Below are 20478 nucleotides of genomic sequence, written 5' to 3'. Positions count from 1 at the left end.
ATTTATATAAAGAAAATAGTAATGATGCCGATAATCCAGCAGTAGATAGAGAAGTAGTACAACTTTGATCTTTTGATCATTTTTATGAGTACCGCAATGGCGAAGTAACCAACGATCGCTGCAGCGATGCCGCCGAGTATAAAGTTGATTCCCATTGTTCCGCTTGAGATAGCAGAGCTGAGGTCTTTGAATTTCAGAAGCGTTGCACCAAGGATCGCAGGTATAGAAAGAAGGAATGAAAACCTTGTGGCAAGGTCACGGGTTCTGCCAGTAAAGATACCGGTTGTAATTGTCGCCCCGGAACGAGAAATTCCCGGAATAATAGCCACACTTTGTGCAAAACCAACAAGAAGGGATGAGGGTACGCTCATTTTATTCTTTGTTGTATTCTTTATCTTATCGGAAACAAAGAGTACCCCCCCAGTGACGATCAGCATAAAACCAACAAGGAGTGTATTCTCAAATAGAGATTCCAGCTTTTCCTTGAAAGTGAATCCTATAAATGCAGTCACAGCCGAGGCAATGATCAAATGAAGAAGAAGATGATGGGCGTTTTTTATTTTGTCGGAAGCATCCTTTTCCCAGATAAATATCGATTGAATAATTGCCCAGATATCTTTTCTGAAATAGATAATAACAGCGACAAGAGTTCCGAGATGTACGGCAATCTCAAAGAGAACACCCGGATCATTAAATTTCAGAATCTTCTGAAAAATGACAAGATGCCCAGAGCTGCTTACCGGGAGGAATTCTGTCAGTCCCTGAACAATACCAAGGATCAAGGATTTCAGCCATGTCATAGAACATATTCCTCGGGAAGTACTATTTCCGAAATCGGAACAAGTTTAATATTGCTATCCTGCAGATCGATCAGTATCTTTTTCAACTCTTCGAGGCTTTCTTTCTTTGCATGAGAGATAACTACGATTTTATCCTTTTTTGCTGCAAGGTTAAAAATATCATGTGCTTTTGCTGCGGATCTGTCCTCATATTCTCCTGCGTCCAGAAAGATGTCCCTTTGACAGGTTGGGATATTCATATCTTCTGCCAGGGAATATCCGACCGTTTTTGCAGATGTTCTGCTGTCGATAAAATACATATCATTATCTTTAAGAACTTCGAGAACCGGCTTCATCACATACTCATGCTGTGTGGCAAGCGAGCCCATATGGTTGTTTGCACCGATGCAAAGGGGAAGCTGTTTGATAAATTTTTTCATCTGTTTTTTGATCTCGTTCTCGGTCAGATTAACATAGATCGCATCTTTTCCCGGATCATCCTTAGGATAGGTTTCCGGTTCCATAGGCACATGAATAATACTTGCTCTTCCCTGGTTATATGCTTTGTGCATGACCTCTTCGCTGAACGGGAGATCGGGAAGTATGGCAAATGTTATAGATTTATCAAGAGCCAGGAATTCGTCGAGAAGGGGACCGTTAAAATAGCCGAAATCATCGATAATAATAGAAAGTTCTGTGATCTTGTCATAAAGACCGGACACATCATTTTTCAGAATGAGAATATAGTACTTCTTCTCAGCAGGATCGAAGATCTCCATCTCGACCTTGTTTCCATCATCAGATTCATTCACATTGAGAATCTGTCCCCCTTTTTCCTCAATTTTATCTGTTATGAAAATATTACTTATCGTCAAGCTGAGCTGGTTCGAATTGATCGTGATCTCTTTATAGGTTTTACCATCGATTTCATATGTTTTGATGAATTGCTCAGGAATCTCAAGACGGTTCAGCGCATAGTCGATAATGTTACCCACACCCTCAACCTCTGTTGTATCCTCAGGTACGATAAGGGTGCCATCTTTTTGAGGTTTTTGCAGTGCGACGATCACCTGCCAGACAATAAAGACAATAATTATAAAAGCAGCAATTGCAAGTAATCCCTTAAATTTCTGAAGGGCATTATCCTCTTTCTTTTTGGAGGTTTTTTTCTTGTATCTTTTACGTTGATTATTTGCCATATAGACTGAAAATGTTCAGTGCCCATTCTTTGTCAAAATAATTGACAAAGATTTGAGAGGCTTTGAAGTCTGTTTATCAAAATCAGAATAGAACTGATTCATTCATGAAAAATATGGTGAGTAGTTCATATCAAGATGTTTCATAAGGCAAAATCCCAATATAAGACAAATTGCATGAATGATTCATTTTTTGAAAATAAAATATATCAGGAGGAAGCATGATAGAGATCCGTATGCATGGCCGTGGCGGTCAGGGAGCGGTGAAGGCTTCTTTTGTGCTGGCTGAAGCAGCTTTTCAGGGTGGAAAGTATGTTCAGGCATTTCCTCGATTCGGTGTGGAGCGGCGTGGTGCGCCCGTGGAAGCATTTACCAGGATCGACGACAAGCCGGTACAGATCAGATCACAGATCTATTATCCCGATGGCGTGATCGTACTCGATCCCACCTTAACTGAGGTGGTTGACGTCACAAAGGGATTAAAAAAGGGAGGGTGGATTCTTATCAATTCTGATAAGAGTGCAGATTATTATGATTTTGGAGATGAATATAAGGTCTATACTGTTGATGCGACAGACATTGCTGTTCAAAATAAACTGGGATCCCGCACTGCGCCAATTGTGAATACAGCGATTGTTGGTGCGTTTGCCAAACTTACCGGCATTGTAAAGATAGATGCAGTCTTCAAAGGGATTGAAAGTTCTATTCCACGCTCACAGGAAGCCAATAAAAAGGCAGCCAAACAAGCCTATGACTCGATCGTGAGCGAATAGAAAGGATGTGAATATGGTTATTAAATTTCAGAAAAATGATAAGCCGGTAAAGATCACCGGTGCAAAGGATATGCCGCCTATGGCTGCTGCTCTTGGCTCAATGCTTCAAAATAAGACCGGCAGCTGGCGAAATGTTCGTCCGATTATCGATTATGATAAATGTATCAAATGTTTTATTTGCTGGAAGATCTGTCCAGAACCAGCGATCAAAATCGTGGATGAAATACCTGTTATTGATTATGATTATTGCAAGGGATGTCTTATGTGTCTTGAAGAATGTCCCAAAGATGCGATTGATTATGAAAAGGAGGGCAAATGAAAAAGACGATGATGGGAAACTTTGCAGCTTCATGGGGTGCGCAGCTTGCACGCGTGCAGGTTATTGCAGCATATCCGATAACACCTCAGACGCTCATTGTTGAAAAATTATCTGAGATCGTTGCAGACGGCGAACTGGATGCAAAGTTCATCAAGGTTGAATCCGAGCATTCTGCTATGGCTGCCTGTATTGGAGCTTCGGCTACCGGCGCACGAGCGTATACCGCAACAAGTGCCCAAGGGCTTGCTCTTATGCATGAGATGCTTCACTGGGCTGGTCTTGCTCGTCTGCCGATTGTTATGGCGAATGTGAATAGAGCGATGGCACCGGGCTGGTCCATCTGGGCAGATCAAAATGACAGTCTGTCTCAGCGTGACACAGGTTGGATGCAGATCTTTGCTTCAAGTGCACAGGATATTCTCGATTCAACATTACTGGGATATAAGGTGAGCGAGAAAGTGTTACTTCCAACTCTCATTTCTTTTGATGCCTTCTTCCTTTCACATACAATGGAAGTTGTTGACATGCCGGAAATAGAACTTGTTGATAAATTTCTCCCGCCCTATAATCCTGATTACAAATTAGATGTTAAAGATCCACGCTCTTTTGGCGCATTGACGGATGAGCAGTACTACTATGAATTCCGCTATATGATGCAGCAATCCATGGATGAAGCAGTTGGCGTTATCAAGGAAGCAGGGAAAGAATATGAAAAATTGACTGGAAGATTATATGATCTGGTTCATTCTTATAGATGTGAGGATGCGGATATGATCCTCGTAACATCAGGCACGATCGGAGAGACGGCGAACGTTGCAGTTGATGAGCTTCGTGCTGAAGGCAAGAAGGTTGGCAACATGCGCATACGTGTGATCCGTCCTTATCCAAAGAAAGATATTATTGAAACGATCAAAGATGCAAAGAAGCTTGCGGTTATCGATAGAAATATTTCTCCGGGATATTCGGGCATATTCTCACAGGAACTCAAATCTGCTCTGTACAATGAAGTTGATGTGCCTATCCGCTCATATATTGCAGGTCTCGGCGGACGCGATGTCAAGATCGAGGATATTAAGGAATTGGCTTACGATGCACTTAAGAATGACACACCAAATGATTTGATATGGAAAGGAGTCAAACGATGAGATTAACAATTCCGGAACGCGAAATAATGACTCCCGGGCACCTTGCCTGCCAAGGTTGTGGTGGCTCGCTTGCAATGCGCTATGCGCTGAAGGTTTTTGGAGAAGACACCATGCTTTCCATCCCGGCGTGCTGCTGGGCGGTGATCGATGGACCATTCCCATACACAGCTGTAAACGTACCGGTTTTCCATACTGCATTTGAAACTGCAGCAATCATGGCATCGGGTATTAAAGCTGGTCTCATGGTGCAGGGAAAAGAAACGACCAATGTTGTTGCATGGGCTGGTGACGGCGGTACGTTCGATATTGGAATCCAGGCAATTTCAGGTGCTGCAGAAAGAAACGATGATATCACGTATATCGTTTATGATAATGAAGCATATATGAATACTGGTATCCAGCGAAGTTCTGCAACTCCCCATGGTGCGTGGACGACAACAACTCCAGTTAAACACTATAAAAAGGGACCTAAGAAAAACATGGCTGAGATCATGGCAGCCCACCGAGTTCCTTATATTGCCACAGCATCAGTAGGCTATCCAGAAGACTTTTGTAAAAAGCTGGAAAAAGCAAAGAACACGAAAGGCTTCAAATTTATCCATGTCCTTGCTCCATGCCCAACAGGCTGGAAATCCGATCCGAGATATACAATAAAGCTTGCAAAACTCGCCGTTCAAACCAATAATTTCCCGCTCTATGAAATCTTTGATGGAATAACGTATAAGCAGAGTATCAAGGTCAAAGAACGTAAACCTCTTAAAGAATACATGAAATATCAAGGTCGATTCAAACATCTCCCCGAAGACGAGTTGCAATTTTTGCAAGGCTGTGTAGATGAAAATTATGAGCTTCTTACAGTGAGATTTGAATAAAATAAGCTGGAAAATAAGATACAAAGCCCCTTTGCTAAATATCGAAGGGGCTTACCTTTTAAAAAAGAAAAAAAATGTTAATTAAAACTTGACACGCTTTTTTATATGATAATCAATCAGGGTCCTCATAATTCCCTCCTTTACTCTTAGTAGAGTCGAGCCGCTTCCCCGGCGGCTCGTTTTTTTATATATCACAATCAATAATTTCTCTTTCAGATGTGATGGTTTTTATATCCAAAGTATTTCCACCTGAAGAAAAGATAACTGCACCATCTTGATCAGTTCTGAACAACCCTTGTGCGCATTCTTCTAATCTCATAATAATGTTTTTATCAGGATGATTATACCGATTTTTTTCCCCAACTGAAATAACAGCATAGTCGGGTGTGACGTATTCAAGAAATTTTGCAGTCGATGAACTATTACTACCATGATGTCCGACTTTTAAAAGGTCTGAATCAAGAGAAGTGCCCCAATTGTCGATAAGAATGGACTCAACCTCACGTTCGGCATCACCGGTTAAGAGTATTGAAAAATCCTTATACTCAGCTTTTATCACGACCGAGTAATTATTTACATTTGTTTCATTCTTATACTCGTAGGTGGGATGAAGAACTTTAACATGTACGGGTTCAAATTCTTCGAATACAAGTGAAGTATCTGCAAAAATTATCTCGATTTCATTTTTTTCAAGAGATGTTAGCACATCTCCGTACATTTCAGATTCGTATTCACAAAGCGGGAGCAGCACTTTTTCAATATTGACATTTTCTAGAACTGCACATGCACCTCCAATGTGGTCGGCATGAGGATGAGTCAGAACAAGCAGATTGATATGTTTTATCCCATGTGATCTCAAATATGGAACAACAACCATTTCGCCATAATTTTTCTGAAGCGTTTTATCACCAGTGTCTATCAATATGGTCTTACGATCTGGAGTTCGAAGTACGATTGCATCTCCCTGACCTACATCCAGAACAGTAATTTCAAAATCTTTATTCTGGAAAAATCCCGGGACGAAAAGTATCATAAGAATCACAATTGAGAATGAAATGCATTTATAGAGTCTTGTTGTTAAAGTATCTGATTTCTTCCACAGTAGGATCAATAAAACAAGTACAATATAGAGTGCAACAACCTGGAAGATGCTCATATTAAGGAAGTCAAAGAGTAGTATTTTGTGTGAAGCAACAAATCGAGAAATCCCGAAGACTAAAAAAAGCATGAGTTTGTTAGCTGCGGCATATATACTACAAATAGCGGAGAATGGGAAAAAGATAGAGAGTAATGACAGTGGGAGAACAAGTGAAATAAGTGGAATTGCAATGACATTTGCCAGAATGCCACCAAGCGCAAGCGTATGAAAGTAATGGATCGTGAGTGGTGCTAAAGCAAGCTGTACTAACAAGCTAAGAATTACTAGATTTAAAAGCCAAAATAAAATTGAATGATTTTCTCGCAATGGCTTGAGAAATCGGGACAGATATTGAAAGAGAACAAGTATGACAAAGACAGAAATGAAAGAAAGTTGGAATCCAACACTGAAAAGCTGGAACGGATTAATGCAGAGGATTATGAATGCTGCAGCAAAGAGAATATTGATCGTGTTGGCACGTCGTTGAAAAATTTTTGCGAGTAGGACAAGACTGATCATGATGACCGCACGTTGTACCGAAGGCACAGCATGAGCTAAAAGCATATAATAAACGAGGAGAATTATTGTAAACCAACGAGCGAGATTTTTGTTTCGAAATATGATCTGAAAGATTGTTAGAAAAATTAGCGCTATTACGCCAGTATGCAATCCACTGACTGCAAGAATGTGTGAAAGTCCGGAATAGGCAAATTCCTGTTTTAATTGGGCGGGAAGAGAATTTTTCTCACCAAGTAAAATTGCTTTGAGAAATCCAGAATATTGTATAGAATAAAATCTATCGATCCTATGCCTGATCCACTCTCTCGGTATAATAACAGCGTAATAATATAAATTCTTAGTCTCTTTTGTTATTTCGTAACGCGATGTGTAAAGGTAGGATAGACCATGAATATTTTTATTCTGTAGATATTCCCTGTAGTTGAAGCTGTAAGGATTGTTGTTTTTAAGTGGACGGAAGATTGTTCCAGAATATGAAATATGATCACCATAGGATGGAAGCGCTCCCAAATTTTGACTCTTTATTGTTAGGAGTATGTTGCCGGTCGCTGGTACACCCTCGAGATTTGTTAGTTGAGTCATAAAGGTAATTTTATCTGAATATTTAAGCGGTTCTTCAGCAATCGTTCCCTCGATCTGTATGTTTTCACCACCAAGATCCTCGATAAAATATGAAATATGATTTGCGGGACGCAGTTCGGTAATTGTATATCTGAATATTCCGAAAAGAATCAAGAGTATGATAACAAAAATGAGCGGTCGCTTATGGATTATTAGAAGTGTTGATGTGACGACAAGCAGTGAAAGTATCGTTATCCAGACCGGAATCCTCAGAAATGAACCAACAAGCAATCCGGCAATAAAGCAAGAAGTGATTGGAACAAAAGGATGAGAGAATATCTTCCTCATAAAGAACCCATGAATTCTCTTAATATGACGTATATATCTTTTCTTTTATCTCGTTATCTTTTTCAAGGATCGTCTCAATATCGGGATGAGGAATGTTTTGGATGGAAAGTTCTTTTTCAATAATTTTCGGTATTTCTATGAACTGAATTTTTTCTTTTAAGAATAGATTAACCGCTGCTTCGTTCGCTGCGTTGAAAACGGTGGGAAGGATGCCGCCCTGCTTCCCGACATCAGAAGCGATACAAAGAAGAGGAAATTTCTCAAAATTAGGCTTATAAAACGTCAATTCATGAATTTCAGCCATGTCCGTGTAACGAGCTGTTGCATTGAGCCGGTCCGGATAGCTCAGCGCATATTGTATCGGGATTTTCATATCAGGAAAACTCAGCTGAGAAATGATTGAGCCATCGATGTACTCTACCATGGAATGGATAACAGACTGTGGGTGAATCACCACATCGATTTCATCGAAAGGTACATTAAAAAGGTGATGAGCTTCTATCACTTCCAATCCCTTGTTTGCCATGGTCGCAGAATCGATCGTGATCTTATCTCCCATAGCCCACGTTGGATGCTGGAGTGCGTCTTTGAGCGTGATGTTTTTAAATGCCTCGATCTTGAGATTAGAAAATGGTCCGCCCGAAGCCGTCAGGATGATTCTCCGCACTTGTGATCTGTCCTGCGCACCTTCCAGACACTGCATAATGGCACTATGTTCGCTGTCAACCGGAATGATCTTGCAGTGCTTTTGCTGTGCCATTTCAGAAATGATATCCCCAGCCATAACAAGAGATTCTTTATTTGCAAGCGCGATCGTGTGCCCGGCCTCAATACCCGCAATCGTATATTTCAAACCCGCTGAGCCAACGACTGCATTGAGCAAAATATCATAATCTATATCTTTTAAAAGGGCAAGTAACTCATCTTCACCATGATGTATTTTGTTTGATTTGTTCGATTCACTATAGCCATTCTCACCTGTAATAACAAAATGATCGATAGGAACAATATCTCCGTATTGAATCAGCTGTTCGATCCGGCTATGTGCTGATGCGAGTACGATCTTGAATTCGTCGGGATGATTTTTTACAACGTCGATCGTTGACTGTCCGATGGAGCCGGTTGCACCTATTAACGCTATTTTTTTCATAAGTTATCCTAACAACGTAAAATAAAAGTAGAGGAAAGGAGCGCTGATCAGAAGACTGTCAAAACGATCGAGTATGCCGCCATGCCCGGGCATAAGGTTTGATGAATCCTTCACTCCAAAATCACGTTTGATATTTGATTCGAGAAGATCGCCAAGTTGTCCAAGCAAGCCTACGATAATGCCGAACGCAATGATGTCTAACCACGAGTAGAGCACAAAGTAGCCGAAAATAATAAAAACGAGCTGGTTAAGAATATATGCACTCAGAAAAGCAGTAATGATTCCCGTAATAAAACCTTCGATCGATTTATTTTTGCTTGATTTAAAAATATTCCGATGCTTTCCCAATCGTGCGCCGATAAAGTATGCCATGGAATCGGTCAACCAGATGCATCCATAGAGAATGATAAGAAGAAATCTGCCATGCTCGAGCGCGCGAATCAGGAATATGAATGAGAGCAACAAGGGAATATAGATCAGCGAAAAAACGCTATATGATATCTTATCAATAGCATAATGATCCTTATTAGCAAAGACATCCCATGCAAAAATGATAAAGAAAAAGAGTATAAGAAGCGAGATCACATACATAAGTTGGAAGAAGAATATCGACCAGGTAAGGCATAATCCGCACACGATCAAAAGAGGTAAATGGAGCGTAACATTCTTTTTCTCTTTTGAAAGAAGATAAAACTCCCGAATGCCGAGGATCGTGACAACCGAAAGGAGTATTTGAAGCAGATAACCGCCGAACCATGCACATACCAGCATAATCGGACCATAAACTAATGAACTCAGAACACGAACAAATGCCTTTTTCATAACCTATACACCTCCAAACCTGCGTGAGCGCGTTTGATAATCAAGGATTGCCTGCAAGAACTCTTCCTGAGAAAAGTCAGGCCATAAGGTTTTTGTGAAGTACATCTCAGAATATGCAGTCTGCCATATCAGATAATTGCTGATCCTCATTTCTCCGCTGGTTCGAATAAGCAGATCGGGATCAGGTACGTCTTTTGTATATAAATAATGAGGAAAATCTTCCAGCGAAATTGACGTTGCATTTTCTTTGAGAAGTTGATTGATGCCGTCTATGATCTCGAGACGTCCTCCATAATTCACTGCAACGAGCAGATGAAGTCCCGTGTTGTTTTTCGTCATCTCATATGCATCAGACATTTTTTGTGCAAGAGAGTCAGATACACCATCTCTTGAGCCGATGAATTTAATAACTACATTGCTTTCGTACAATTCCTTGATCTCTTTCATGAGTGTGTTTTCAATAAGTGTAAGAACTGCCTTTGGTTCGTTGTTTGGACGCTTCCAGTTTTCTGTTGAAAAGGCATAGATCGTCAGGTAATTCAGCCCGATTTCTCCGGATACTTTGACGATTCTTTTCACTGCCCGAGTGCCTTCGTAGTGTCCTTTTATGCGTGGCAGGTTCTTTGATCGCGCCCAGCGACCGTTCCCATCCATGATGATCGCAATATGCTGTGGAAGGGGATGTTTTTTGATCTCGCGAATAAGTTCTGATTTTAATTTCATAGCAAAGATAATTGTTGTAAAAGCCCGATGTGCCTGTCAATAAAAGTATGATTGGTTGCTATATCTATTTATATGAGACAAATAAAAAAGGGACACCGTAGAGATGTCCCTTCCTTGTTTGAGGGAGAATGTTTATTTATCCCACGTAGGATGCTTTGCGGGAGGAACGTGAGTTTGTGGTTTATGTAATGTCTTGAGTTTTGCGATTTGGTCCTCGGCAAGAACCGAGTCTATCTTCTCTTTTAAGGTGATCTTTTCTTTCGCAAGATTTGCCCTTTTCAGATATATCTGGTCAATGATCTTACGCGCTTCTTTGTAGTTACCGTCCTGTATTGCATTTTTCTCATCGATCTGAAGCTTGTCGATATCGGCTTTCAAATCGATCGAAACCTTGTGTGAGTCATCCTGATAATCATCGACCTTATCGATTTGTGACTCGGTGAGTTCGAGTTCTTCAGCCAGCCAGAGAGGAAATCCCATGTGTTGATCCCTGCCTTCTGTTCCCTGATTTTTCATACAATGACCTTGGGGGAACTGCTTATGATGCATCATGTTCATGTTTTCGCGAGACTCTGGCATGTATGCATTTTGTGCGAGCAATGGGGTGGCCAAAAGTCCTAAGATTATTGTGAGTACAAGATATTTTTTCATCTGTACCTCCATGTGGTTTTTGATTTCACTTATTTGCATGTTATGATGAGAGGAGATGAAAAAGGTTTAAAAATATTAATTTATTTGTTTTTGTCTGTGTCCCGTTCTTTCAGTTTCTTCCACCAATCCAACCGCTTCTTTATCTCTTTTTCAAATCCAAATTGCGAGGGTTTATAATATTCTTTCTCGTTCATTTTATCAGGGAAGTATTTCTGGTATGAGTAGCCCTCATCAAATTCATGAGAATATTTGTAATCCTTCCCATACCCGAGCTCTTTCATGAGTCCGGTTGGTGCATTGCGTATATGATAAGGAACACTGAGATGACTGGTTTTTTGAGCGTCTTCTGCAGCAGATTTATATGCAGTATAGAGCTTGTTGCTTTTCGGAGCAGTTGCAAGATACACGACAAGCTGAGCCAAAGCAGTATTACATTCCGGCATACCAAGAAAATGAACCGCATCCTTAACTGCTAGTGCCTGAACCAATGCCTGTGGATCAGCGAGCCCAACGTCCTCGGATGCAAAACGAACCAATCGTCGAGCAATGTATAATGGATTCTCACCAGCTTCCAGCATACGAGCGAGCCAGTAAAGCCCTGCCTGGGGATCGCTACCGCGAAGAGATTTATGCAATGCAGAAATGATATTATAATGCTCTTCCCTATCCTTATCATAAAAAAGATTGTTCCGCTCAAGCAATTTCTTGATCGAGGTTATGGTCAGTTTCTCTTTCTGCTTTCCGTATGCTTTAATGATCAGCTCGATCGAGTTCAGTGCGACCCGAGCATCACCGCATGAATAATCTGCAAGGAAATGCAGGATCGTATCATCAAACATGAACTCGTATTCCTTGATCTCGCTGTGAGGGTGTGAAAAACTTCTCTTGATGATGGTGTAGATGTCCTGTTCCTCGAGCATCTGAAGAACGATGACTTTACATCGCGAAAGCAGAGGAGCGATAACTTCGAAAGATGGATTTTCAGTTGTTGCACCAATAAGAACGATCACTCCTTTTTCCACATAGGGAAGAAATGCATCCTGCTGGGCTTTATTGAAACGGTGGATCTCATCCACAAAAAGAACGGTCTTTTTATGATATTCACGCAGATTGTACTCAGCTTCCTTCATCGCATTGCGTACTTCCAGTATTTTGGACATCACTGCACTAAAAAAGATGAACCGGGCTTGTGTCTTGTTTGCGATAATCCGTGCAAGTGTGGTTTTACCCGTTCCCGGAGGTCCCCAGAAGATCAGCGATGTTAATTCATTGTTTTCAATAATATTTCGCAGGATTGTGTCTTTTTCAAGGATTTTGTGCTGACCCACAAATTCATCCAATGTTTGGGGACGAACTCTCTCTGCAAGGGGCATGTCCTTGTAATCGATTTCTTTCTCGTTCTGAAATAATCCGTTATTCATGGCTGAGGAATTCTGTTTTGTACTGGTGATAATTTCCCTGTGCTATGCGTGTGAACTTTTCTTTTGAGAAAAAGGAATCGAGCTCATTTTCAGGTATCACTTTTATCTCATCATGCTCAAAACCATCGTGTGCCGATTCGATCTTTTTAACGACCTCAGTGGAATTCAGGAATGTTTTTGTATAAAAAACTAGTTCGGGCTTGAAATAAACAGCATCTCGTATCAATCCCAAACAAAGGCATTGTTCAATATCACTTTCTGCTAACGATCCTTCCTCAAATAATTCTTTGAAAAGAATCTCGAACGCAGTCAGGGGGTGTGCTTCATCATTTTCGATTGAGAACTGCCCTGCGATAAGATGCCATAACCCTTCACCCATATACACATTATGGCTTCTTTTAACAAAAATAAATTTTCCGTCTGATGTTTCTAAAAAAGTACACAATGCAATAGCATTTGACAGGTACGATGTACCATACACCTCTGCCAATTCAGGATGGGCAAAGTTTGTTCCCATCAATTCTTTAAAATTTGTGTGCGAAACATAAACGATCAGAAGTCGACCCCTCTTTTCGTAATTTTCAAGCCGGTATATGGGACCATTAAAGAGCAGCTTATTGTTTTCATGGGCACATTGAAGTTCCTTGTCCCAGTTAGATTCTATTAATCCGAGAGTCTTATCATCATATGAAAGTGTGCAGGTTGTACGAACGATTTTCAAATCGTGGCGATAAAAAATACCGGACGCTAAGACTTCAAAGGATTTCATAGTTTGTGAGAATATATTCCCTGGATAGTATTAACGTCATAAATGTTTTTTACGAAATCGGCTGGCAGGAATTCCCATCTGGTTTCTGTATTTGGTAACAGCACGGAGAGATACCTCAATCCCCTGTTCATTCAACAAGTCCATGATTTTCTGGTCACTCAGGGGCTTTTTCTTGTTTTCGTTCTCGATGATCTTTTGAATTTCCTTTTTAATAAGCTGAGATGAGAGTTCACCGATCTTGCTCGTAAAAAACCATTTCATAAGATACACACCGAGTGGAGTTTCGATGTAGTAGTTATTCACAACACGACAGATTGTAGAGACATCCCGTTTGATCTTTTTAGCTACATCCTCATATGTCATTGGCTGAAGGATTTTTTTCCCTTCTCTGAAAAAAGCAGGCTGCTGACCGATAAGCTCATCGGTGATCCTGAGGAGTGTTTCGCGTCTCATCCAGAGTGCTTTCACAAAATTCTCGGCTGCAATAAGTTTTGATTTGATATATCTCAGTGCATGCTTTTTATCTTTGCTTTGTTCGAGGATACGCTGCGCATAGTCTTTGTTTACAACAATTTCCGGGATATATGTGTCGTTTACAATGATTTCGAGATCACCATCAATTTCTTTGATGATGATGTCCGGTTTTATATAGGAAAGCGTATGATTTGTTACCCGGCTCCTGGGCTTTGGATCGAGGTGACTGATGATATTTTTTATTGTGATGAGTTCTTCAAAGGAGATGTTATATTTTTTTGTCAGTTCTTCGAACTTATGGTTTTGAAGAACATCCAGATCATCCTCTATAATGGAGGTGATAACCGGATGGTTTGAAATTTCATTATCGAGCTGTGCGAGCAGGCATTCTGCAAGATTCCGTGCCCCTATCCCTCGAGGATAGATATCCATGATCATTTCATGTATCTGCTCAGCCCTTGCTTCAGAAAGCCCATATGATTCATACAATTCTTCGAAAGGGGTATCGAGATAGCCGTTGTCGTCCAGGGTGTTTAGTATTGAATCTGCGAAATCATATTCGACAGGGGAGAGGGGAAGTTCTCGAACCTGCTCAGTAAAATGATCCCAGATATTTTCTTTTGATGTTTCAAATTCTTCATTATCCCGGGAAGCGCGTGATTTGTCCTGGCGCTCATAACTGAATTGTTCATTCGACACATCATCGATGTCGTTTATGATCTTATTGAGCTGTTGTATTTGATCCGCAAGGTCGCCGTCATCATCTGATTGCTGGAACTCATCCATCTCATCTGGAATATCGGGATTCTCATTGCCCCCATCTTCGGAACTCAGATCCTGTAGGAAAGGATTAAGGCGGAGTTCTTTTTTCAGTACCATTTCCAGTTCTTGAATGGGCTTCTGAATAAGCTCCGCAGTGATAAGCATCTGTGGGGAGAGCTTGAGCTTTTGTTGCATCTGCTGAGATGTTCTAACGCCGACTTTCATCCTGTTCATAATTCTTATTTGAAAAATAAATGTGTGGTTGTCAATAATTATATTTTGGAATGTATTTTCTCAATATTTCATGGTTTTTTATTTGCTGAACTATTATCGTTTATTTCTAAAGCAAGTAAATAAATTAATTTCTAGCACGTCAGATGAAACGCTGCAATGATTTGTTTCCCTGAATTCAGCAAATGGTTAAAAACATCTATTGCACTCCTGGTATCTTTTATGATAAGGTCTATATCGTTTTGGTGACAAAGCTCAATGACTTCATCATCAACCTTCATCAAACCAAACTTGCCCGTTCCAACGATGAATACATCACATCTCTCTTTTTTGAGAACAGGAATATCTTCAAGAGAGAGGTGGTGTGAGCGTTTCCTCCACCACTCGGACTGTACTTTGTCGTTATGTAAGATCAGGTCATGTGTGTACGAAATCCCGTCTATGACCATCTTTCCAAATTGATATATTTCGATTCTCATGAAAGTTAACAAGAACGAGTTGCTTGGGGTGTCAAGAAAATGCATACAAAATTTGACAAACATATGGAGAATAAAATCTTTATTCTTACCATGCCATAATAAGCAAAAACAGGGAGCTATCATGGAATTAAAAACGGTGAAATTGGTCTTTCCAGAGGGTTGCAACATAATCCTGGGACAGTCACATTTTATTAAGACCGTCGAGGATATTTATGAGATCATGGTTAATGCAGTGCCGGGCATCAAATTCGGGCTGGCTTTCTCAGAAGCATCCGGTCCGTGTCTTATACGAAAAGACGGCACAGATGAAGAACTCATAGATGTCGCAGTCGAGAATCTTGAAATGATTGCATCAGGGCATTGCTTTTTTCTTGTTATGAAAGATGCTTTCCCGCTTAATGTATTAAACAGCCTGAAGCAGTGTTTCGAGGTGGTGAATATCTTCTGTGCTACGGCAAATCCGGTTGAGATCATCGTTGCTGAATCTGAACAGGGCAGAGGTATTTTAGGAGTCATCGATGGCTTTTCACCGAAAGGTGTCGAAACGGTTGAAGATGTGGCAAAGCGGAAAGAATTTCTTCGAATGATAGGATATAAGCGCTGATGAGATTGTTTTTCGCTATTGATTTTCCTGATGATCTGAAAACACGATTGGCAGATAATATTGAAATTCTCAAACAATTTATACCCAAAGGGATCAAGTGGGTCGACCAAAAAAATCTTCATGTGACCTTTAAATTTCTAGGCGATGTAAACGAACGCATCCTTGAAGATATGTATGAGTCAGTCAAAAAAGTCACTGACAGACACGCGCCTTTTACGATCTCATTTACACAAGCTGAGATGATACCCAATCCGGAAAACCCGCGTTTGATATGGTATGACATGAACGATGATCAGCATGCAGCTTCAAAGCTTTTCGGAGATATTGAGAGGACTCTCTACGACCTTGGATTTCATAAGGAAAAACGACCTCTTGCTTTACATACAACGCTTGGAAGGATTAAGTTTGCACGAAACATTCCGTGGACTACGATTCTTCCTCATCTTAAAATTATCAATGCTATAGTTGATTGCAACGAGTTGACATTATTTAAGAGTACACTCACACCATCAGGTCCAATATATTCAATTCTAAAAAAATTTCCATTTAATAATACAGAAAAAAACGGAGGTACGATATAATGAAAAATGAACAAAGCAAGGAATCCCTTGATACTGCGATGGGGCAGATCCGTAAAAAATACGGTGAAGGCTCGATCATGCGTCTTGGCGATGGAGCACGTATTGATATTGAGACAATTCCAACCGGTGCGATCAACCTCGATGCTGCTCTTGGCGTTGGAGGAATTCCACGTGGCAGGATAACAGAAATTTACGGTGAAGAAGCATCAGGTAAAACAACGCTGGCTCTACATATTGCTGCAGAAGCACAGAAAATGGGAGGTGTGATAGCCTTTATCGATGCGGAACATGCACTCGATCCATCTTATGCGCGCAAACTTGGCATCAACACGGATGAGATGCTTATCTCTCAACCGGATAATGGTGAGCAGGCACTTGAGATCGCAGAAACTCTGGTTAGAAGCAATGCGGTTGACCTCATTGTTGTTGACTCGGTTGCAGCACTGGTTCCTCAAACTGAAATCGAAGGTGATATGGGTGATTCCCATGTTGGGCTTCAGGCACGTCTTATGTCACAAGCACTGCGTAAGTTAACGGGCATTATCAATAAATCGAACTGTGCCCTGATCTTTATTAATCAGACACGTATGAAAATCGGCGTGACTCCCTATATGAGTCCGACCACAACAACTGGTGGTGTGGCATTGAAATTCTATTCCTCGGTTCGTATAGAAGTAAAATCAGGACCAAAGATCAAGAGCTCTTCAAATGAAATTCTCGGAAATGTTATTTGGGTGAAGATAGTTAAGAACAAACTCGCCCCACCATTCCGTTCAGTGCAATTTGATATTATTTACGGCAAGGGAATCTCCTCACTCGGCATTATTATCGACGAAGCTGTAAATGCCAAGATCATTCAGAAAAAGGGATCATGGTATTCCTATGATGGCACACAACTCGGTCAGGGAAAAGACCAGGTCAAGGACTATCTTGTCGAGAATCCCAAGGTCAAAGATAAGGTCGAAAAGCAAGTAAAAAAGGCGCTGGGAATCGAAACGCCTGCCAAGAATGAAGATAACAAGGATAAGCAAGAGAAAAAATAGACGCTTATATGATATTTTCATCGATGATGAACCGATTATGTCGGTTTCATCAAAGAAGGTATTAGATAAATTCGGGCTGGAACCGGGATTGGTCATCCAGCCCGAGGAGTTTTATGAGGTTAAAAAAAACATAGAACTCTTCGAAGCAGAGAATATCCTTCTTCAATTTTTAAGCTATAGGTTCCGATCGAAAAAAGAAATTCAGCAAAAACTCAGAAAAAAAAGGATATCACAATCCGCAATCGATCAATTGATCGAGAAGTATGAACAGAAGGGGTTTATCAATGATGATAATTTTGCTGAATCCTATATACTTGATCTCATCTCCCATCACCCGCAGGGAAGTTATTCGATAAAGCAGAAGCTAAGGCAAAAGGGAATTTCCAATGAGATCATTCAGAGATTGAGCGAGGAATACTTGTCTCAAGAGAATGAATATGACATGGCAGTAAAGGAACTTACGAAAAAAAAATCAAAATATATGAAAATGGAACATCATGAACGTCGTAATAAGGCATTGGCTTTTTTGCAGAGGAAAGGATTTTCATATTCCTGCGCAAGGGCATCGGTTGAGGAAGTTCTGTCTGGATCTGAAGAATCTTGAAGACTAATTAATCATAATTTTTTGTAGTTTCAATATTATATTCTTTTGATGAACATATCTTTATAAACTCAAGAATTTATCATTTGATACTTACATTGAATATTCAAAATAATCCTCTGAGAAAAAGAACGTAAGTTATTCTTCAGCTTCCTGTATGACTTTTATAGCTTCGATATTCATGGTTCGACGTGCTGGAATGAGTGTTGTAAGAAGTGTAATAGCAAGAGAAACAAATGCCACAAGTACCAGATCAATAACTTCGATCTTTACAGGTAATGACTGAAAGGGCATTCCCGAAAGAGGAATTTGTATAAACTGCCACTTCATCTGAGCAAAAAGAAGACCGAGCGAGACGACAAAACCGGCAAGTGTACCGATTACATAGATATATAATCCATTATAAATGAATATTTTCATGACATCTTTTTTCTTTGCGCCAAAGGATTTTAAGATACCGATGTCCTGCCGTTTCTGTGCAACAAGTTTTAGATAGTTGCCGATCATATTGAATGCCGCAATGAGGAAGATAAGTACAAGCACAAGGAACATGATCTTTTTCTCGAACCTGATAGCTGTAAAAAGATGTTTTTCAAATTCCCGCCAATCGAGAACATTATATGAGTTTCCAAGCTCTGACCTAAGGTGTTTTGCAACATGAAGCGATTTTTTAGGAGAAGTCGTTTTAACTCCGAGGTAAGAAATACGATCATCCATTTTTTGGAATTGCTGAAGCACACGCAGGTCTGTATATGAATATTTCATGTCATATTCTGGGATACCTGTATAGAACAATCCAACGACTTTCAATGCTTTACTTTTTGGCATTAATCCAAAGGGGGTTGGCTGATCTGCGATCGGGGAAGAGAGTGTAAGTTCATCACCCCAATTCACACCAAGTATCAAGGCGAGATCGGAACCGATAATAATGCCTTCCTCCAGCTCCTGCTGATTCGGTGCACCAATATAGATCCTTTTCATCAAATTCGCGATTGTATCATGACGTGCGAGTTCTATGCCCTGGCATATAGTTCCGCTTACTTTCTTATCATGAAGCAGCATAAGCTCAGCTTGAACGATAGGGCTAATTCCTATTATCGATTTGTCTGATATTTTATTTTCAATCTGCTGCCAATTTGATATCGGTGAATAATCATGCGAGAAAATCTTTATTTCGGAATGGAGTCCTATAATGCGCTCTGTGATGTCATCTTCCAAGCCGTTCATGACTGACATCACAACGATCAGTGCAAAGACCCCGAGGAAAATCCCTATTACTGATATAACATTTTCGAATGAGAGCGATTTGCGATTTTCCGACCTGAGATATGTACGGGCAAGACGTGTATAGTATGTACTCATGAAGGACGTTCCCAGGTTATTTTCTGTGTATGTAGTATATATTTGAATAAGCCGATGAGAGCAGCGTAGTTGATAATTGTAAGGTAAAATGGAAGAGTGATAATCTTTGGCATTTTTTTATTTTTGAAAAACAATATACCGATCATTGCTAATGCATAAAACAGAATTTGAAGAAGGAGAAATACCTTAAATCCTTTAATCGGGATGAAAATATTTGATAAAAGTAATGAAAGCATAAAAAGGAAAGAAAAGCTTCGAAGAAATTTGTGTGAGAGAAATTCAAAAGCGATCCTACCGCGGAAAGGATTGAGTAATTTTCTGAGAAGGAAGAGCTGTTGGAAATTTCCAACTGAGATACGAATTCTACGTTTCATCTCACCACCAACAGATGTAGTAACTTCTTCAATTCCGATTGCAGATGGCTCATAAACTGCACGTTTGTTTTGCTCGACTCCGTACATAGGAAGTATATAATCATCATTGATTGCATTGTGAGGAAGTGTTCTTACAAGAGATTTTCTCATAGCATATAATGCGCCGTGAGCACCGAGGATCGAGTAAAACTTACTTTCATTTGTTTTCAGGTTCGTTTCATAATGCCAATAAAATCCTTCACCCTCTGCACGGGATGTTGAGGAGGAATCTCTGAGAATATAAAGTCCTGAGACGCTGCCTATATTTTGATCTTTAAATGGGGAGATAAGATTTTTAACAGCATTGGCTGCAAGCATTGCAGAGGCATCAGAAAAGACAACGATTTCTCCTTTGAGTTGAGGTATTGTTTTATTGATGACGCCGGTTTTACCTTCCCGAATTTCATAGGCAATAAGCTTGATCTGTGAAGCGTAGAGCTCTGCGATCTCATTTGTTCGATCATCTGAGCCGTCAGAAGCTACAACGATCTCGATCTTATCTTTCGGATAGTCGAGTTCCAGTGTATTGCGGATCTTTTTTTCTATAATATGTTCTTCGTTATAAGCAGGTATAAAAAAGCTGATTGAAGGCAGATTTTCATGATTTGCTAGATCTTGTTCTGAGTATGTAACATAGTGTTTTGGTACAAGCTGTGACAGGAAAAGGATGAGTAGAGGGTAGCCGAGATAGACATAAAAAAGTACGATTGCCGATATCCAGAAAGTAATGATCCATCCCATA

Annotated in this window: 21 protein-coding genes; 8 read left to right on the top strand and 13 right to left on the bottom strand. The window is 40.2% G+C overall.

Annotation, left to right across the window (positions count from 1 at the left end; all coding sequences use genetic code 11):
* Positions 1-2: 2 nt before the first annotated feature.
* Positions 3-800 carry an undecaprenyl-diphosphatase UppP gene (gene uppP / locus JW794_01545; GenBank protein ID MBN2016810.1) on the bottom strand — a complete coding sequence of 266 codons (798 nt, stop codon included), beginning with the start codon at positions 798-800 and terminating at the stop codon, positions 3-5.
* Positions 797-1978, bottom strand: a complete 1182-nt coding sequence (locus JW794_01540) for a divergent polysaccharide deacetylase family protein (GenBank protein MBN2016809.1) — start codon at positions 1976-1978, stop codon at positions 797-799. Before JW794_01540 ends, uppP begins: the two co-directional genes overlap by 4 nt.
* A 218-nt stretch (positions 1979-2196) precedes the next feature.
* On the opposite strand from JW794_01540, the gene JW794_01535 reads away from it, so the two are divergent.
* The 4 genes from JW794_01535 to JW794_01520 are packed head-to-tail and all read left to right on the top strand — an operon-like array spanning position 2197 to position 5084.
* Positions 2197-2748 carry a pyruvate ferredoxin oxidoreductase subunit gamma gene (locus tag JW794_01535; GenBank protein ID MBN2016808.1) on the top strand — a complete coding sequence of 184 codons (552 nt, stop codon included), beginning with the start codon at positions 2197-2199 and terminating at the stop codon, positions 2746-2748.
* A gap of 13 nt (positions 2749-2761) precedes the next feature.
* The gene (locus JW794_01530; protein MBN2016807.1) at positions 2762-3067 is read left to right on the top strand and encodes a 4Fe-4S binding protein; all 306 of its coding nucleotides are present in this window, start codon (positions 2762-2764) and stop codon (positions 3065-3067) included.
* Complete coding sequence (porA, locus tag JW794_01525; GenBank protein ID MBN2016806.1) at positions 3064-4212, top strand: pyruvate ferredoxin oxidoreductase; 1149 nt, start codon at positions 3064-3066, stop codon at positions 4210-4212. Before JW794_01530 ends, porA begins: the two co-directional genes overlap by 4 nt.
* Positions 4209-5084, top strand: coding sequence for a 3-methyl-2-oxobutanoate dehydrogenase subunit beta (locus tag JW794_01520; GenBank protein ID MBN2016805.1), 876 nt, complete (start codon positions 4209-4211; stop codon positions 5082-5084). The genes porA and JW794_01520 overlap by 4 nt, the downstream gene beginning before the upstream one ends.
* A 184-nt stretch (positions 5085-5268) precedes the next feature.
* Here JW794_01520 and JW794_01515 read toward each other — a convergent pair whose 3' ends face one another.
* The 9 genes from JW794_01515 to JW794_01475 all read right to left on the bottom strand — a co-directional run bounded on the left by JW794_01515 (position 5269) and on the right by JW794_01475 (position 15132).
* Positions 5269-7650, bottom strand: coding sequence for a DNA internalization-related competence protein ComEC/Rec2 (locus JW794_01515; GenBank protein ID MBN2016804.1), 2382 nt, complete (start codon positions 7648-7650; stop codon positions 5269-5271).
* A gap of 19 nt (positions 7651-7669) precedes the next feature.
* Positions 7670-8800 (bottom strand): 1-deoxy-D-xylulose-5-phosphate reductoisomerase, encoded by a 1131-nt coding sequence (locus JW794_01510; protein MBN2016803.1) that lies wholly within the window; start codon positions 8798-8800, stop codon positions 7670-7672.
* A gap of 3 nt (positions 8801-8803) precedes the next feature.
* On the bottom strand, positions 8804-9622 hold the full coding sequence (locus JW794_01505; GenBank protein ID MBN2016802.1) for a phosphatidate cytidylyltransferase: 819 nt from the start codon (positions 9620-9622) through the stop codon (positions 8804-8806).
* 3 nt (positions 9623-9625) lie between these two features.
* On the bottom strand, positions 9626-10345 hold the full coding sequence (locus JW794_01500) for an isoprenyl transferase (GenBank protein ID MBN2016801.1): 720 nt from the start codon (positions 10343-10345) through the stop codon (positions 9626-9628).
* A gap of 132 nt (positions 10346-10477) precedes the next feature.
* Positions 10478-10996, bottom strand: coding sequence for a hypothetical protein (locus tag JW794_01495; protein ID MBN2016800.1), 519 nt, complete (start codon positions 10994-10996; stop codon positions 10478-10480).
* An 80-nt stretch (positions 10997-11076) separates the two neighbouring features.
* Positions 11077-12417: a replication-associated recombination protein A gene (locus JW794_01490; GenBank protein MBN2016799.1), complete on the bottom strand. Its 1341-nt coding sequence runs from the start codon at positions 12415-12417 to the stop codon at positions 11077-11079.
* Positions 12410-13186: a hypothetical protein gene (locus JW794_01485; protein MBN2016798.1), complete on the bottom strand. Its 777-nt coding sequence runs from the start codon at positions 13184-13186 to the stop codon at positions 12410-12412. Before JW794_01485 ends, JW794_01490 begins: the two co-directional genes overlap by 8 nt.
* A gap of 36 nt (positions 13187-13222) precedes the next feature.
* The gene (gene rpoN, locus JW794_01480; GenBank protein MBN2016797.1) at positions 13223-14656 is read right to left on the bottom strand and encodes an RNA polymerase factor sigma-54; all 1434 of its coding nucleotides are present in this window, start codon (positions 14654-14656) and stop codon (positions 13223-13225) included.
* Positions 14657-14787: 131 nt separating this feature from the next.
* Positions 14788-15132 carry a hypothetical protein gene (locus JW794_01475; GenBank protein MBN2016796.1) on the bottom strand — a complete coding sequence of 115 codons (345 nt, stop codon included), beginning with the start codon at positions 15130-15132 and terminating at the stop codon, positions 14788-14790.
* Positions 15133-15253: 121 nt separating this feature from the next.
* On the opposite strand from JW794_01475, the gene JW794_01470 reads away from it, so the two are divergent.
* The 4 genes from JW794_01470 to JW794_01455 are packed head-to-tail and all read left to right on the top strand — an operon-like array spanning position 15254 to position 17964.
* Positions 15254-15736 carry an adenosine-specific kinase gene (locus tag JW794_01470; protein MBN2016795.1) on the top strand — a complete coding sequence of 161 codons (483 nt, stop codon included), beginning with the start codon at positions 15254-15256 and terminating at the stop codon, positions 15734-15736.
* Positions 15736-16317, top strand: coding sequence for an RNA 2',3'-cyclic phosphodiesterase (gene thpR / locus JW794_01465; GenBank protein MBN2016794.1), 582 nt, complete (start codon positions 15736-15738; stop codon positions 16315-16317). Before JW794_01470 ends, thpR begins: the two co-directional genes overlap by 1 nt.
* Complete coding sequence (gene recA, locus JW794_01460; GenBank protein MBN2016793.1) at positions 16317-17360, top strand: recombinase RecA; 1044 nt, start codon at positions 16317-16319, stop codon at positions 17358-17360. Before thpR ends, recA begins: the two co-directional genes overlap by 1 nt.
* Positions 17326-17964, top strand: a complete 639-nt coding sequence (locus tag JW794_01455; GenBank protein MBN2016792.1) for a RecX family transcriptional regulator — start codon at positions 17326-17328, stop codon at positions 17962-17964. Before recA ends, JW794_01455 begins: the two co-directional genes overlap by 35 nt.
* Before the next feature lie 135 nt (positions 17965-18099).
* Here JW794_01455 and JW794_01450 read toward each other — a convergent pair whose 3' ends face one another.
* Positions 18100-19323, bottom strand: coding sequence for an FtsX-like permease family protein (locus tag JW794_01450; protein MBN2016791.1), 1224 nt, complete (start codon positions 19321-19323; stop codon positions 18100-18102).
* Positions 19320-20477, bottom strand: a complete 1158-nt coding sequence (locus tag JW794_01445) for a glycosyltransferase family 2 protein (protein ID MBN2016790.1) — start codon at positions 20475-20477, stop codon at positions 19320-19322. Before JW794_01445 ends, JW794_01450 begins: the two co-directional genes overlap by 4 nt.
* Position 20478 lies beyond the last annotated feature (1 nt).

It is taken from the genome of Candidatus Cloacimonadota bacterium, from assembly GCA_016932035.1.
Lineage (GTDB): Bacteria > Cloacimonadota > Cloacimonadia > JGIOTU-2 > JGIOTU-2 > Celaenobacter.
This window is presented reverse-complemented; position numbering and strand designations above follow the sequence as displayed.

Excerpts from the sequence above, each read along its gene's own strand:
- uppP (MBN2016810.1), bottom strand. The coding sequence starts at position 800 with ATGACATGGCTGAAATCCTTGATCCTTGGTATTGTTCAGGGACTGACA.
- JW794_01540 (MBN2016809.1), bottom strand. The coding sequence starts at position 1,978 with ATGGCAAATAATCAACGTAAAAGATACAAGAAAAAAACCTCCAAAAAG.
- JW794_01535 (MBN2016808.1), top strand. The coding sequence starts at position 2,197 with ATGATAGAGATCCGTATGCATGGCCGTGGCGGTCAGGGAGCGGTGAAG.
- JW794_01530 (MBN2016807.1), top strand. The coding sequence starts at position 2,762 with ATGGTTATTAAATTTCAGAAAAATGATAAGCCGGTAAAGATCACCGGT.
- porA (MBN2016806.1), top strand. The coding sequence starts at position 3,064 with ATGAAAAAGACGATGATGGGAAACTTTGCAGCTTCATGGGGTGCGCAG.
- JW794_01520 (MBN2016805.1), top strand. The coding sequence starts at position 4,209 with ATGAGATTAACAATTCCGGAACGCGAAATAATGACTCCCGGGCACCTT.
- JW794_01515 (MBN2016804.1), bottom strand. The coding sequence starts at position 7,650 with ATGAGGAAGATATTCTCTCATCCTTTTGTTCCAATCACTTCTTGCTTT.
- JW794_01510 (MBN2016803.1), bottom strand. The coding sequence starts at position 8,800 with ATGAAAAAAATAGCGTTAATAGGTGCAACCGGCTCCATCGGACAGTCA.
- JW794_01505 (MBN2016802.1), bottom strand. The coding sequence starts at position 9,622 with ATGAAAAAGGCATTTGTTCGTGTTCTGAGTTCATTAGTTTATGGTCCG.
- JW794_01500 (MBN2016801.1), bottom strand. The coding sequence starts at position 10,345 with ATGAAATTAAAATCAGAACTTATTCGCGAGATCAAAAAACATCCCCTT.
- JW794_01495 (MBN2016800.1), bottom strand. The coding sequence starts at position 10,996 with ATGAAAAAATATCTTGTACTCACAATAATCTTAGGACTTTTGGCCACC.
- JW794_01490 (MBN2016799.1), bottom strand. The coding sequence starts at position 12,417 with ATGAATAACGGATTATTTCAGAACGAGAAAGAAATCGATTACAAGGAC.
- JW794_01485 (MBN2016798.1), bottom strand. The coding sequence starts at position 13,186 with ATGAAATCCTTTGAAGTCTTAGCGTCCGGTATTTTTTATCGCCACGAT.
- rpoN (MBN2016797.1), bottom strand. The coding sequence starts at position 14,656 with ATGAACAGGATGAAAGTCGGCGTTAGAACATCTCAGCAGATGCAACAA.
- JW794_01475 (MBN2016796.1), bottom strand. The coding sequence starts at position 15,132 with ATGAGAATCGAAATATATCAATTTGGAAAGATGGTCATAGACGGGATT.
- JW794_01470 (MBN2016795.1), top strand. The coding sequence starts at position 15,254 with ATGGAATTAAAAACGGTGAAATTGGTCTTTCCAGAGGGTTGCAACATA.
- thpR (MBN2016794.1), top strand. The coding sequence starts at position 15,736 with ATGAGATTGTTTTTCGCTATTGATTTTCCTGATGATCTGAAAACACGA.
- recA (MBN2016793.1), top strand. The coding sequence starts at position 16,317 with ATGAAAAATGAACAAAGCAAGGAATCCCTTGATACTGCGATGGGGCAG.
- JW794_01455 (MBN2016792.1), top strand. The coding sequence starts at position 17,326 with ATGAAGATAACAAGGATAAGCAAGAGAAAAAATAGACGCTTATATGAT.
- JW794_01450 (MBN2016791.1), bottom strand. The coding sequence starts at position 19,323 with ATGAGTACATACTATACACGTCTTGCCCGTACATATCTCAGGTCGGAA.
- JW794_01445 (MBN2016790.1), bottom strand. The coding sequence starts at position 20,477 with ATGGGATGGATCATTACTTTCTGGATATCGGCAATCGTACTTTTTTAT.